Genomic DNA, 14295 nt, shown 5'->3' with positions numbered 1-14295 from the left:
TCCTCAATAAATGTTTGCGCCCGTAAGGCTACATGAATGGGAATATTGAGCTTGGGAAACTTGCGCACATAGCCCAATTCCAAATCTAAACTGGGTACTGCTATCTCATGCTCACCAGAATCCCATAATATCTGAGTGCCAAAGAAATCTCGGAGATTTAGTCCCAATAAAAAGCCTTTGCCGGGATCCCACAATGCACCAAGATCTGCTCCAATTCCATATCCACCATGTTCTGCCAGATTGCGATAGGCTATTTTAGGAGAAATTCCCCAATACAAGTTATTGCGCAATGCCCTACCGTATGATGCATTGATGATTATGTCCTGATTTGTCACGGTTTTCCAAACGTAGGGTCGATTATCGTTGCTTAATTCGTCGTCTTCGTTTTCCAATTTGGTGAGTTTAACATCATCTATAGCGAGATGATTAATCGAAATTGCCGTGCCCGTTCCTACACGAACCGAGATCTGATTTTGAGTTAGTAAACCCTTAAAATAGTCGCTGCGCATAAGCTCTACGCCTTGATGAGAATCTATAGCCAGCAATGATGGATTCCACCATCCGGCAGCATGAGACTGAGTATAAGTTAGACCAGTATTACCCATAGCTTGATTTTGCACACCGGTGCTTAAGCTAAAGATCTCTCCCGCATATTTTGTGGCCTCTAGATTACTAATTAAAGCCAGAAGCAATACAATAATCCGGATGTATTTCATATTTATTCCTCGAAAGACAAGATAACGATTGCGGCAAAGATGTAAACAAAAAAAAAGTGGTGGGCCCAGAGGGACTCGAACCCCCAACCATCCGGTTATGAGCCGGAAGCTCTACCAGCTGAGCTATAGGCCCCATCACTGTGCCTCTCCTTAGAATTCAAATGCCGTTTTTTGTCAATCAGATTTTTTATTGAGGTAATATTGTGAATTTCGGCGCAGCTAAATTTTATCTAAAAAAATAATTGATTGCTAACTGCTAAGCCATTGCTATCCGTCATACTTCGCTCGTTCTTCCCTCATAATGCCCTCACGGCATGAGGAGATGATGAGGAGAAATAGAGCAAACGTGAAGGGAAAGAACCATGTGAGAGAGTGTGGAAGTGCTATTCTGGTATTTTATGCTGCCTGTTTCCACCTTTATGCACAATAAATCACATTGCCTGAACTCAAGGCTAAATCCTTACATTCTTGCAAGTCGCCTACTATAAATAATCCTCTTGGGGCTCCTAGAACCGGAATCAAGATGCCCTTATGAGGGTTACACGTTGCATAGAGGCCATATAATTATTTTTACTTATTATTAAATAGTGTTTCTATTAATCTTGGGACTTGCTTAAGTCCATCCAAAGGTTGTTTATGTGGTATGCCAAATTTAGCTAAAACATCAGAAAACTTAATGTAACCATTAAGCGCACTTAACTCAACCCATTGCACCGCAAGGTCATTAAGTTGATTCTTGTTTGTTTCAGATAATTTATCGGCAATGAAGACGTCTGTGTTTCGTGCTATTACTGCGTCAGCGCTTTCGGGATTGCCCTGCCCCATTAATTTAATTTCGCAATTATACTCTTTATCTCCAGTTTTTAAAAAGAAATCTACCTCTCTATCGAAAATCGCTTCATTAGGCCTAACATATTTTCCCTTAGATTTTTTTACTGCATAATTAGCCTCATTAACATGGAAAAGATGGCAAAGAGTCAACATTAAAGGAGTTTCAACAGATTTTCCCAGTGTACTCCAAGCCCCACCTCGAATAGCCGCTCTTTTTACTGCCAGGGCATTTACTACAATGAGACTTTCATTTATATTCAGTTCTACAGAAACGTCATTGTGTTTAATCACAATTTTAATATCAAGACCTATCTCTTCGTCAATAAGACGATTCAAAGAGTCCAATAGTTTGTCATAGTTATCTTTAGCTGCTTCAATACAAATTTCTTTCTTTCCACTGCCATACTGATTAGTAACAGTTTTTTTGTTCAGACCCGAGTAAAGTAAAATGTCATCAGTCGACAATTTGTTTGAATCGATGAAATTAGCTTTATACCAATCTATGTTGATGTTTTGATTCTCAAATTTGGCTAGCATAATACTCTTAAAAAAACCAATCGTAAATTTCATGAATAGATTATTTATCATGTCCGTCACAATAACTCTATGACCGGATCCATTGAGCAACATTGAGATTACCAATGCAATATCATCTTTTGATAGCGTCATTTATAACTCCTTGAACATTCTTTTAAAGCTTTCTATGTTCATTACCATAGGTTGTTGATCTAAGTATGAAATATCGGTCTGTTTAAAAAATTGCATCATTCTTTCAATGTATTCACTTTTAATCTCAGTTAAGAAGAATCTTCTGTTAAGTTGAATCGCTGCTCTTCCCAAGGTTCCGCTTCCGCCAAAAGGATCAAAAACTAAATCACCAATATATGAATACAATGAAATAATTCTGTTACATAACTCTATGGGGAATACTGCTGTATGTGTTTTATCGAATGTTGGATCAATATTCCATACATTTGAAGTTTCGTATTTACCTCGTACCTTGCTGGCTTCTACAGTCTCGTCTGGATAACATCGCATATTCCAATCAAGCAATTTATCTGTGCTTTTCCTATATACCATTATACATTCAGTTCTTGCATTAGGTTTATAGGCTAGTGGTTTTCTGTGTTGTTCGAATCCGGCAACTCTGTTTTTAACACTTGCTTCTGGTTTTACCCATACAATATCATCTATAAATTCCCATCCCATATCAATGAGAAGAGGATGTATATCATAAGGTATAGGATATCTTTTACTTGAGTGTTGTCTACTAATCCTTTTCACGATTACCGGAGAAGTATTTAAGATGAAGAATCTACCCTCCTTTGTTATGCGATATGTTTCCTTGAAAACTTTTACTAGAAAATCTAAATACTCTTTGTAACTACTATAGACTGAGTAATCTCTTGCATTGTAATACGGTGGAGAAGTAAACGTTAAATGTATCGACTCATCAGGAATAACGCTCATTGACTCTATAGTATCACCGTGTACTATCAGATTATGTATAAGTTTTGGAGAACACAATTGTTGTTTATAGGAAACATTTGTTCTTATGTTGGTATGTCTTAGTTCTTTTTTTACTGCAGCTTGAATCATTTCGTTTGGGTGATTGATAAGCTTATTCAACTCTCTCTTTATCTCGGGTTTTTTCTTGAATGGTAACAAACCCCTCATGGCCTGCATCACAATCTTAGGATCTTTTTGATCTAACAATGATACTAGATAAGGTATGTTGATCTCATTCCTAGTTCTACCAATAGCTGATACAGCTTCTCTTCTCACATCAGAACTAGGATCATCAGTGAGAATATCAACATATAAACTCACCAAATCTTGCCTTTTAGTTTTTGCAAGATTCTTTATCGCTAATTGTCTTATTGATTCATTTCTTGATTTAAGAAGTTCAAAGAGAGGCTCAATATTATCGATATCATCAATTTTTCCAAGCTTATTAAGAAATGTAATCAAGCTATTATCCGTGCTATTCTGAATGATCGTTTTTATGTCGATTGTTTTGCTTCTTTCTTGATTACTATAATTAATGTTCATTTTATAGTCCTTCCTTAAGAAATACAAATTCTTACATATCAATCTTCTTGTCAATATCTATCAATCTAGCGCAGCAAATGTATCTCCATTTGACGATGACATAAAGCTTGTTTAGCTCCAATAGAAAAAACGGGCATCATGCAAGATACCCGTATGTAAGAACTAATATTTATTAGCGTTTAGGTTTAGCTGCGATGCTTACCATTTTATTGGGCACTATGATTATCTTCACAATTTCAAAGCCATCCAAGGAGCGGATCACATTTTCCACTTTTAGTGCTTCTTTTTTCAGAATTTCTTGTGCTGTATCTGGTATTACTTCCAGTTTTCCGCGCAGTTTTCCATTTACCTGAATGACGTATGTAACCAAGTCTTGAACGAGATATGCTTCCTCGTAGTCGGGCAATCCGCTTTCGTGCAAGAGGTTTTGAAAGCCTATCATCTGCCAAAGCTCTTCAGCTATATGGGGCGCAAAGGGATAGAGCAATTGAGGGATGATGCCGCAAGCTTCGGCATAAACTGCCAGAGCGTCGTTATCTAAGGTGTGCGTGTCTTTGATTGCTACGCAGTGATTTAGGTGTTCCATGATGGCGGCGATGGCGGTATTATATTGCATCCGTTCCTGGCAGTCCTCGCGCCATTTCTTGGTACAGAAGTGGGAGCTGTAAAGCAGCTTTTTCATCTCGGGGGAAAGTTTAGATATATCCGCCTCATGCTGCAAGCCACGTTTGATGGCATCAAGATTGCTTTCGATAAGGCGATAGATACGGTTCAGAAAGCGGAATGCACCCATCAACGCTTCGTCGTTCCATTCCACGTCCTTTTCCGGAGGCGAGGCAAAGAGCAGATACACGCGCAAAGTATCGGAACCAAAGCGATCCACGATATATTGAGGATCTACGGTGTTGCCTTTGGATTTACTCATCTTAGCGCCATCTTTCAGCACCATACCCTGTGTAAGCAGGCGCAAGAATGGTTCATTGCCTTTTACCCATCCGAGATCACGCATAAATTTATAGAAAAAACGGGCATACAGCAGGTGCATACAGGCATGTTCAATGCCGCCAATATACTGATCAATCGGTAGCCAAAAATCCGCTTTAGCGGGGGCGAAGGGCATATCGTCGTTGTGGGCGTCGGCATAACGGGCGTAGTACCATGATGAATCCACAAAGGTATCCATAGTATCGGTCTCACGTTTAGCGTCAGCTCCGCACTGGGGGCATTTTACATTGAGCCATTCAGGAACGCTGAGCAGAGGATTGGATGTAGTTTTACCCACTTGCACGTTATCCGGCAAGAGCACTGGCAGATCTTCATCCGGAACCAGTACTACACCGCATTTTGGACAATGGATAATGGGTATAGGGTTGCCCCAATAACGTTGACGGGAGATACCCCAATCGCGCAGTCGATAGGTTACTGTGCCTTCACCCCAGCCGTTTTGTGCTATCCAAGCAGTGATAGAGCTTTTTGCCTCTTCACTATCTGTGCCATCAAAATGAGCAGAATTTGTCATAATGCCCGGCTCGACATAAGCTTCGGACATTGAGTCCACCCCAAGTGGTTGGTTGGGGTTTTGGATTACTATTTTGATGGGGATCTTGTATTTTTTGGCAAAATCAAAATCGCGCTGATCGTGTGCAGGAACAGCCATTACAGCACCAGTGCCATAATCCATCAATACATAATTTGTAATCCAGATCTGAACTTTATCTCCATTGAGGGGATTGATGCAGTAGCGTTTGCTAAAGATACCCTCTTTCACAGTTTCGGCACTGGAACGCAGTACTTTATCTTCGTTGATAACTTTTTTACAGAAATTGTGGAGGGCATGGTTATCTGGCTCTTCATCCAACCACTTTTGCACCAACGGGTGTTCCGGTGGCAAAGCCATAAAGGTTACACCGTAGATAGTATCCGGGCGGGTGGTGAAGATAGGGATTTTAAGATCGCTGTTTTCCAAGTTAAATTCGATGCGCGCGCCCTCACTCTTGCCGATCCAATGTTTTTGCATGGTTACTACACGTTCAGGCCATTCGATCACATCCGAGAAATTCAGCAGTTCTTCTGCATATTTGGTGATGCGGAAATACCACTGTTCCAGTTCTTTTTGTTCCACTTCGCTGCCGCAACGCCAGCAAGCGCCATCTTCCACCTGTTCATTTGCCAGCACGGTATTGCATTGATTACACCAGTTTTGGAAGCTTTTTTTGCGATATACCAAACCTTGTTCGTACATTCTTTTAAAAATGTACTGTCCCCAGCGATAATAGTCTGGTCTGCAAGTGCTAACTTCACGTTTCCAATCAAAGAAGAAGCCCATGCCATCAAACTGTTTACGCATATTAGCGATGTTTTCCTCGGTAGTAATGCGGGGATGAGAATTGTGGGTAATAGCGTAGTTTTCGGCAGGCATACCAAAGGAATCGTAGCCCATTGGCTGCATCACATTGAACCCTTCCATTAGTTTAAGGCGCGTGATTGCATCGCCAATGGCATAGTTTGAAGCATGACCGATATGGAGCACTCCAGACGGGTAAGGGAACATAGAAAGCACGTAATATTTAGGCTTGTCACTAAAATCTTGGGATTCAGCTATCTTACGTTTTTGCCAGATCTTCTGCCATTTACTTTCAATAGAACTAAAGGGATAATCCATATACAACTCCATGCGGGCATGCCGCTATATCTATATTTTCCATAGTCTTGCAAAAAGATTGACACAGGAGCTTTTGTCAAGAGCAATTATTTGCTTTTTGGCGCAATAAGCCCATCTAAAGAGTATAAAGAGACTTTTGTGTTTTGCCAAGAATACCGAAAAGAGGGAATAAAAGCATAGAGAATATTTTGGGAAAGAATATCCTCAGGAGCGAAAGAGATGGGAGAGAGAAGAATCTTTTCTAATCTTGCAATCCGGTAATAACCAGCTTGGTGGGATCCCAACCACCCTGTCGCAAAAAATGAAGGATTTCGTTGTAGGTATCGGCGTCCATTCTAGGGCTGCGAGAAAGAATCCACAAATACTTTTGTTTGCGATCGCTTACAACGCTATACCTGTAATCCTTATCCAGTTTTACTATCCAATAATCCCCATAAAATGGCCAAAAGAAGCTTACTCGAAGCTTGCTGAAAGTCTTATCGATGGGTTTTGCCTTACCTTTTACTTGCTTGAGTACCTTTTTGCCCGCTTTATCATCAAAACTCGTGTTGATCACAATCAAGTTACCCTTGGCGTCCAGGGAGTAATCTGCGGCAGATAGAGCTGCGTCTTTAGGCTGGAATTTATTGGGATAGTATGCATATTGGTACCATCGTCCCAAATACCGATTCACATCCACTTTATCCACTGTTTCCACTGTCGCAAACAGAAAAGTGCTACCAATTAGAAGAATGATGAGTAGGATGAATAATTTCATTACCCCACCTTTGTAGTTTTCTCTATAAAATAACTCAATCTGGGCAAAAAGAAAGAGGAGGCTTTAAGAACCTCCTCTATTATGATTGTTTATTCGGTTTACTCGCTCATTTTTTTATACTGTTCGTAGCGCTCTTTGAAGAAGAGTTTGCTGCATTCTTCGAATTGCTTGGCTTTTTCCGGGAAGATTCGATGCAAACGGCTATAGCGGTTTTCGGTTTTAACAAAATCTGCTATGCTTATAGTGGGTTCCTTGCTATCCAAGATAAGCGGATTTTTACCTTCCAAGCGTCTTTGTGGATTGTAGCGATACAGCAACCAATACCCGGCTTCAACGGCAGCTTTTTCGTGTTTTTGACTCATACTCATATCGATGCCATGGTTTATGCATGGGGCATAGGCAATAATGATGGCGGGTCCGGGGTATTCTTCGGCTTCTTTGATGGCTTGTAATGCCTGATTTTTGTTTGCACCCATGGCGATGGAGGCAACATACACGTAGCCATAGTTCATCATCATCATACCTAGGTCTTTCTTATTAGTCGTCTTACCGGCTTCGGCAAAGCGAGCGATGGAACCCATTGGGGTAGATTTGGAAGCCTGACCTCCTGTGTTTGAATACACTTCAGTATCCAAAACAAAGATCTTGATTTTCTGGTTTGAAGCCATTACGTGATCTAATCCGCCATATCCGATGTCATAAGCCCAGCCATCGCCACCAATTGCCCAGATCGATTTTTCTACCAAATAGTCTTTTAGTTCATCCACGCGGCGCAGCAATTTAGAGCAACCTTCGCAGGCGTTATCAAGAGCAGAAGGCAGCATGGTCCGAATCTTCTTGGCGTTATCTTTGGCGGCTTGATCTACTGCGTTCCAATTTTCTAAGCTTTGCTTAAGGGCGGACTTCAATTCGGCATCTATGCCTCTTTCTAGTAAAGCTTCCATTGCCAGTTTTAGCTGTTTGCGGTGAGAATTAACTGCCAAGCGCATTCCAAAACCATATTCGGCATTATCTTCAAAGAGGCTGTTTGCCCAGGCGGGACCTTTGCCATCTTGGTTTTTGCAATATGGGATGGTAGGGAATGTGCCGCCCCAAATGGATGAGCAGCCTGTAGCATTCGCAATAATCATGCGATCGCCATACAATTGGGTAAGCAGTTTAATGTATGGAGTCTCACCACAGCCGGCGCAGGCACCAGAGAACTCCAGCAAGGGTTGTTTGAACTGACTTCCTTTTACGGTTGTATCTTTGAAGTTTGCCAACACATCGTTGGGCAGTTTTTCAAAGAATTCATAGTTATCTTGTTCTCCCGCTTCGCGTTCGGTTTCGATGGGGCTCATCACGAGAGCTTGTTTGGGACACTCGTTCACACAAACACGGCAGCCTTGGCAATCGTCGATATATATCTGGATTTTATACTGATAGCCTTCTGCACCCATAGCTTTAAGAGTTTTAAAGCTTTTTGGGGCATCTTGGAGATCTTCTGCTTTCATCAATTTGGCTCTAATTGCCGCATGCGGGCATACAAATGAACATTGATTACATTGAATACAGTTTTCGGGTATCCATCTGGGTACAGCCGGAGCTACTCTGCGCTTTTCCAATTTGGCGGTGCCACTTTCTACAAAGCCATCCAGTGGCATTTGTGAAACTGTTACCACATCACCTTGTTCTCGCATGATGGGTTCAATCACATCTTTTACAAATCCTGTAGAACCTTTTGGTACCAATAGTTTATGTTCTCCAAATTGCTCGGGGAGCGCATCCGGTATGTGAACTTCGACCAGTTCAGCGTTTACTTTGTCTACAGCATTCAAGTTCATCTGAACCACATCGTCGCCTTTTTTGCCGTAGGTCTTTTTGATGGATTCTTTGATGAGACCGATAGCTTCGTTACGATCCATTACTCCGCTGATGAGGAAGAAAGCTGTTTGCATTACGGTATTTACTCTACCGCCCAGTCCTACTTCATCGGCAATTTTCAAGCCATCGATATTATAGAATTTTATCTTACGTTTAATGATGATATCCTGCATGTCGCGGGTTAGCATATTGAATACTTCGTCCATGCTCCAATTTGAATTAAGCAAAAACACTCCGTTTTCTTTGATGCCGGAAAGCATGTCGAATCTTCCAATAAAGGCTTGATTGTGGCAGGCAACAAAATCTTCTTTAGAAACAAGATATTGGCTGTGGATAGGCTTTTTACCAAAACGTAGATGGCTACGGGTAATGCCACCGCTCTTTTTACTGTCGTATTGGAAATAGCCTTGTACACTCATATCGGTATGGTCACCAATAATTTTGATGCTATTCTTATTGGCACCCACAGTGCCATCTGAGCCAAGACCCCAGAATTTGCAGGAAATAGTGCCTTCCGGAACGCTATGGATGTATTCGTCCAATGGTAAGGAAAGCTTGCTTACGTCGTCCTCTATGCCAACGGTAAAGCCATGAAATCCGCTTTTTTGCAGATGTTTGTATACAGCCAATACCATAGTAGGAGTAAACTCCTTGCTCGAAAGACCGTAGCGCCCACCAATAATCTTGATATCTTTGCCTTGAAGTGCAGAAACAACGTCCAGATACAGTGGCTCTCCAATTGAGCCGGGTTCTTTGGTTCTATCCAAAACGGCGATGCGTTTTACGCTTTTGGGAAGAGCTGCTAAGAAATGCTCGGTACTAAAGGGGCGATAGACGCGTACTTTTACTAAGCCTAGCTTCATATTGCGCTTTGTATTTAGATAGTCTATGGTTTCTGCAATAGTTTCGCAACCGCTGCCCATTGCTACGATAATATCGGTAGCTTCGGGATCTCCTTCGTAATCGAAAAGCTTGTAATGTCTGCCCAGTTTAGCTCCCACTTCATTCATAGCGGCTTCAATTATTGCCGGCGCCTTTTGATAGTGGAGATTACTGGTTTCACGTCCTTGAAAATATACATCCGGTCCCTGCTGGCCAACTTTTACTTTTGGTGCATCTGGAGTAAGGGCGCGTTTACGAAAATCTTCAACAAGCTTGTGGTCAAGCAGTTCGTTCATGGTATCGTAATCTACTACGTCAATCTTTTGTAGCTCATGAGAGGTGCGGAAGCCATCAAAGAATACCAAGAAGGGAATGGAGCTCTTTAGGGTTGCCAATTGACTTACAATACCCAAATCCATCACTTCCTGAACACTATTACAGGCAACGAGCGCAAAACCGGTATTACGCGCACTCATAACATCGGAATGATCACCAAAGATGGAGAGAGACTGTGCCGCCAAAGATCTTGCTGTTACATAAAAAACTGTTGGCAACATCTCACCGGCAATTTTATGCATATTTGGCAACATAAGCATCAAACCTTGTGATGCAGTAAATGTAGTGGTTAAAGCACCGGCTGAAAGTGAGCCATGCACAGCACCGGCTGCCCCAGCTTCAGATTGCATTTCCATAACATCCACAGTAGTGCCATAAATGTTCTTACGCTTTTCAGATGCCCAAGCATCAGAAAGTTCTCCCATTCCGGAAGACGGAGTGATGGGGTAGATAGCTGCTACTTCGTTAAAGGCATAAGCCACATGAGATGCAGCATTGTTACCATCCATCGTAGCTTTTGTTTGTTTAGCCATTATGGTAAACTCCTTATATGCTATTTTTTTTAGATATAAATCATCTTTTGGTATCATTCAATTTTTCTGGCGGGATTATGTCAATGAAAATCCGAAATAATGCGTTGCAAAACGAAGTGCATAGCCTTTATGCACATAAATCTGGTTCAATATAAGATTTTATTGATATTATAGGCATGAGGTAACGTTCCCATACTACAAAGGTGGTGGGTGGGCATAGCTCGATCAGAAAAAGCCCGTAAAATCGATATCTCGTGCATAAAAATCTGCTCTATATGGATGTGCAACGATCTCAAAAGTCTTTTAGGATAGAGTATTCCTTCAGTTACAAAACAAGCCGGAACTTGACGGTTCCGGCTCTATTTTGATTGTATTCTTCTTTTATTTATGAAAGACCGTGCATATACACCAATAGATCTGTTACTCTGCACGAATAGCCCCATTCGTTGTCGTACCAGCTGAGGATTTTTGCCATTTTACCCTTCACGTAGGTGCTCCCACTGTCGAAGACAGAAGAATGCGGATTGCCCACAATGTCTATGGAAACAATTGGTTCATCCGAATACATCAAATAACCTTTCAAATAAGTATTTGCCGCTTCTTTCATGGCTTGATTGATTTCTTCTTTATTGGCTTCGCGAGTAAGATTCACGTTCAGGTCTACTAAGGATCCATCGGGAGTAGGAACTCTCACGGCAAGTCCATCCAGTTTACCATTCAATTCTGGAATCACCAATCCGATTGCTTTGGCGGCACCGGTAGTGGTGGGAATCATGCTCATGGCAGCGGCGCGGGCACGGCGCAAATCGTTATGCGGTAGATCCAGAATGTTTTGATCGTTAGTATATGAGTGAATGGTGGTCATCAGACCATTCTCTATTCCAAAACGATCGTGTAGAACTTTTGCAACTGGTGCCAGACAGTTAGTGGTGCAGGATGCATTGGATACTATCAAATCCGAATCTTTTAGGTCGCGGTGGTTAACTCCCATTACGATAGTGGCATCCACATCATCTTTGGCGGGGACGGTTAGAATAACCTTTTTTGCTCCGGCTTTGAGGTGTTTACCTGCTTTTTCTTTGGTTCTAAAAATGCCTGTGGCTTCCACCACGTAATGCACATCTAAATCTTTCCATGGTAAAGCTTCAGGATCTTTCTGTGAGAAGATCTTTATTTTTTTGCCGTTTATGATAATGTGTTCGTCATCGTGTGTAACCTCACCATCGAACATTTTATGAACGCTATCGTATTTGAATAAGTAGGCTAGAGTCTTGGCATCGGTAAGATCATTTATCGCTACCACTTCTACTTCCGGATGGAATTTGATGAAAGCGCGTAATACCAAGCGTCCGATACGACCAAAGCCATTTATCGCTACTCTTATCATATTAGTACTCCTTATAGTAAAATACTGTTATTTGCACTGCCGGAAACAAGACAGAAGCCTTTCACCGTTTCCTGCATTTTGTTTTCGCCTTTGATGAGCCATTTACGCGGATCAAATTTGCTTTTATTGGGCACATAATTTTGGGGATCGGTTTCAGGAGGACACACAATAGCGTATTTTTCCTTTTCCCAATAAGCTTGTATTTCTTGAGCCATATCCATTTGGTAGTGAGTATCTTTATTGATCTTTACCACACCGTTTCTAATAGCTTCGCGCTGCTGTTCATCGGTTAAACCGCTTGCTCCGTGCAATACAAGCCCACGCTCTACACCGTTCTTGATTAGTAGATCGTCAATATCCTTTACCAAATCCAAGCGTAATACTATGTTCTCACCTTTTGAAACCCCGTGATTTGTGCCCACAGATGCGGCAAAGAGATCCACATTGGTCTTCTTTACAAATTCAAGCGCTTCATCGGGATGAGTATAGAGCTCGGTTTCGGAAACTATTTCATCTTCTGTGCCCTTGATGTGCCCTATCTCGCCTTCAACCAAAATGCCGTGTTTATGCGCCACATCCACTACTTCTTTGGTGATGCGGATATTTTCATTCAGGTTCTCTTTTGAGGCGTCTATCATCACTGAAGTTACCAAATTATTCTCAATACAATAAACAATAAAATCAAAATAATTAGGTGTGGCATGATCAATATGAAGCCCAATCCCGCTTTTGGGAAATTGTGCGGCAAAGGTTTTGATCATGGTTGAAATTAGCTGCGCCCCTGCTTTCATATCCTGGCTTTCGCCGGCTGCGTATTTACATGCACCGCTACTCATTTGCAATAGCCCATCCGACCCCACGCTGTTATAACCTTGAATGATGGCACGAATTTGGGTATCGAAAACAACATTTGATGCCATGATTCCAAAACGCTGCTTTTTAGCTTTAAGAAATACCTCTTTTAGTTGTGCTCCGCTTAAAAACATGATTTTCCTCCTTTATGGGTAAATCTTTAATCATCTTATTATATAATTATCAATCCCGTATCAGAGTCAAGCGAAATCTTTTTGGCGCTGAAGCTCATCTGTTTTTTCGCAAGTACTCAAATTATCCTTAACAATTATTGTTCGAATCTATAATCATACATCATGCATCCTATAATATACCGGATATATGCTCTAACAACATCACACAAAGCATTGCAAGGTATCACAAAACAAAGTATAGGAAAATTCTTGACTAATAATGCTCATGGAATATTTAGGCATTAAACTAAATACCTAAGGACTGAGCTATGTCTGATAACATCTTTAAAGCTATTGCCGATGCTAATCGGCGCAAAATTCTGAATTTGCTTAAGCAAAACGGTAGCCTAACTGCAGGTGAGATTGCCGAGCACTTTGAATTTAGCAAAGCCAGCCTCAGCGAACACCTAAAAATTCTGCGCTTGGCGGGGCTTATCTACTCCACCAAAAAGGGGCAATACATCCATTATCGTCTTAATACAAGCATATTTGAGGACATCTTGGCTTGGGTGAAAAATCTAAGATCTAAAAGTGAGGAATCATGAATCGCATCAGAAAATTCTCTGCCAGCATTATCTTGCTGCTTATTTACGTGGTGGTAGTATTTTATTTGGCACTGGTTGTGCCTGCTAATGCTTCTATCCCGATTCATTGGAATGCTCAGGGGCAAATTGATGGATATGCTAGCAAAACTACCGCCGTTATTACTGCTTTAGCGCTAAACTTTGGGCTTTTTATCTTACTGTATCTTATGCCTTTTTATTCCCCAAAATACAAGCAACAGGCTGCTCGTTTCGATAAGGTATTGCCCAAGATCGTCTTTATGTTGCTAATATTCTTTTCTATATTGAATATCTATATGCTTGCTTACCCGCTGATAACCATTGAACTCCCGCTTAATCCAGTTCTAATAATCATTGGATTGATGCTTGCCGTATTAGGGAATATATTGCCTAAAGTGCCGCGCAATTTCTTTGTGGGCATTCGAACGCCCTGGACTATATCCGATGAGGATAACTGGCATAAAACTCATCGGTTGGGCGGGCGCCTGTTCTTAATTGGTGGATTACTTCTAGCGATTAGCGGACTTATTCCATTGTCAGCAAGATTTAGCGGTATAGTATTCTGGATAATTATGATTATAATCCTCTTTCCGGCTCTGTATTCCTTTATTCTCTACCGTCGGTCTCGATAGCTTTTATTTGTTCAAAATTGATTGAAAGGCAATTGCATAAGGTGTAGCCTTATACT

At 41.3% G+C, this 14295-nt stretch carries 10 protein-coding genes and 1 tRNA gene; 2 read left to right on the top strand and 9 right to left on the bottom strand.

The features are described 5' to 3' along the window. The 9 genes from LHW48_00630 to LHW48_00590 form a co-directional block, all read right to left on the bottom strand. Positions 1-716, bottom strand: a 716-nt coding sequence (locus LHW48_00630) for a hypothetical protein (protein MCB5258966.1), incomplete at its 3' end; no start/stop codon positions are given. Positions 717-773: 57 nt separating this feature from the next. Further along, positions 774-849, bottom strand: a tRNA-Ile gene (locus tag LHW48_00625). A 437-nt stretch (positions 850-1286) separates the two neighbouring features. Continuing rightward, on the bottom strand, positions 1287-2216 hold the full coding sequence (locus LHW48_00620) for a CfrBI family restriction endonuclease (GenBank protein MCB5258965.1): 930 nt from the start codon (positions 2214-2216) through the stop codon (positions 1287-1289). After that, positions 2217-3599, bottom strand: coding sequence for a HEAT repeat domain-containing protein (locus tag LHW48_00615; protein ID MCB5258964.1), 1383 nt, complete (start codon positions 3597-3599; stop codon positions 2217-2219). Between the two features lie 172 nt (positions 3600-3771). Next, positions 3772-6261, bottom strand: coding sequence for a leucine--tRNA ligase (gene leuS, locus LHW48_00610; protein ID MCB5258963.1), 2490 nt, complete (start codon positions 6259-6261; stop codon positions 3772-3774). 241 nt (positions 6262-6502) lie between these two features. Beyond that, entirely contained in the window at positions 6503-7018 is a 516-nt protein-coding gene (locus tag LHW48_00605) for a lipocalin family protein (protein ID MCB5258962.1), read from the bottom strand. A 98-nt stretch (positions 7019-7116) separates the two neighbouring features. Further along, positions 7117-10632, bottom strand: coding sequence for a pyruvate:ferredoxin (flavodoxin) oxidoreductase (nifJ, locus tag LHW48_00600; protein ID MCB5258961.1), 3516 nt, complete (start codon positions 10630-10632; stop codon positions 7117-7119). Between the two features lie 385 nt (positions 10633-11017). Continuing rightward, positions 11018-12019, bottom strand: a complete 1002-nt coding sequence (gene gap / locus LHW48_00595) for a type I glyceraldehyde-3-phosphate dehydrogenase (GenBank protein ID MCB5258960.1) — start codon at positions 12017-12019, stop codon at positions 11018-11020. Positions 12020-12030: 11 nt separating this feature from the next. Continuing rightward, positions 12031-13005, bottom strand: coding sequence for a class II fructose-bisphosphate aldolase (locus LHW48_00590; protein MCB5258959.1), 975 nt, complete (start codon positions 13003-13005; stop codon positions 12031-12033). A gap of 308 nt (positions 13006-13313) precedes the next feature. Between LHW48_00590 and LHW48_00585 the strand changes: the two genes are divergently transcribed. Together LHW48_00585 and LHW48_00580 are read left to right on the top strand one after the other, a co-directional pair. Next, positions 13314-13589, top strand: a complete 276-nt coding sequence (locus tag LHW48_00585) for an autorepressor SdpR family transcription factor (protein MCB5258958.1) — start codon at positions 13314-13316, stop codon at positions 13587-13589. Beyond that, positions 13586-14239 (top strand): SdpI family protein, encoded by a 654-nt coding sequence (locus LHW48_00580; GenBank protein MCB5258957.1) that lies wholly within the window; start codon positions 13586-13588, stop codon positions 14237-14239. Before LHW48_00585 ends, LHW48_00580 begins: the two co-directional genes overlap by 4 nt. Positions 14240-14295: the final 56 nt, after the last annotated feature.

The organism is Candidatus Cloacimonadota bacterium (assembly GCA_020532355.1).
Taxonomy (GTDB): Bacteria; Cloacimonadota; Cloacimonadia; order Cloacimonadales; family Cloacimonadaceae; genus UBA5456.
This window is presented reverse-complemented; position numbering and strand designations above follow the sequence as displayed.

What these genes read in the sequence shown, in the direction of transcription:
- LHW48_00620 (MCB5258965.1), bottom strand. Translation starts at nt 2,216, where the DNA reads ATGACGCTATCAAAAGATGATATTGCATTGGTAATCTCAATGTTGCTC.
- LHW48_00605 (MCB5258962.1), bottom strand. Translation starts at nt 7,018, where the DNA reads ATGAAATTATTCATCCTACTCATCATTCTTCTAATTGGTAGCACTTTT.
- nifJ (MCB5258961.1), bottom strand. Translation starts at nt 10,632, where the DNA reads ATGGCTAAACAAACAAAAGCTACGATGGATGGTAACAATGCTGCATCT.
- LHW48_00585 (MCB5258958.1), top strand. Translation starts at nt 13,314, where the DNA reads ATGTCTGATAACATCTTTAAAGCTATTGCCGATGCTAATCGGCGCAAA.
- gap (MCB5258960.1), bottom strand. Translation starts at nt 12,019, where the DNA reads ATGATAAGAGTAGCGATAAATGGCTTTGGTCGTATCGGACGCTTGGTA.
- LHW48_00590 (MCB5258959.1), bottom strand. Translation starts at nt 13,005, where the DNA reads ATGTTTTTAAGCGGAGCACAACTAAAAGAGGTATTTCTTAAAGCTAAA.
- LHW48_00580 (MCB5258957.1), top strand. Translation starts at nt 13,586, where the DNA reads ATGAATCGCATCAGAAAATTCTCTGCCAGCATTATCTTGCTGCTTATT.
- leuS (MCB5258963.1), bottom strand. Translation starts at nt 6,261, where the DNA reads ATGGATTATCCCTTTAGTTCTATTGAAAGTAAATGGCAGAAGATCTGG.
- LHW48_00615 (MCB5258964.1), bottom strand. Translation starts at nt 3,599, where the DNA reads ATGAACATTAATTATAGTAATCAAGAAAGAAGCAAAACAATCGACATA.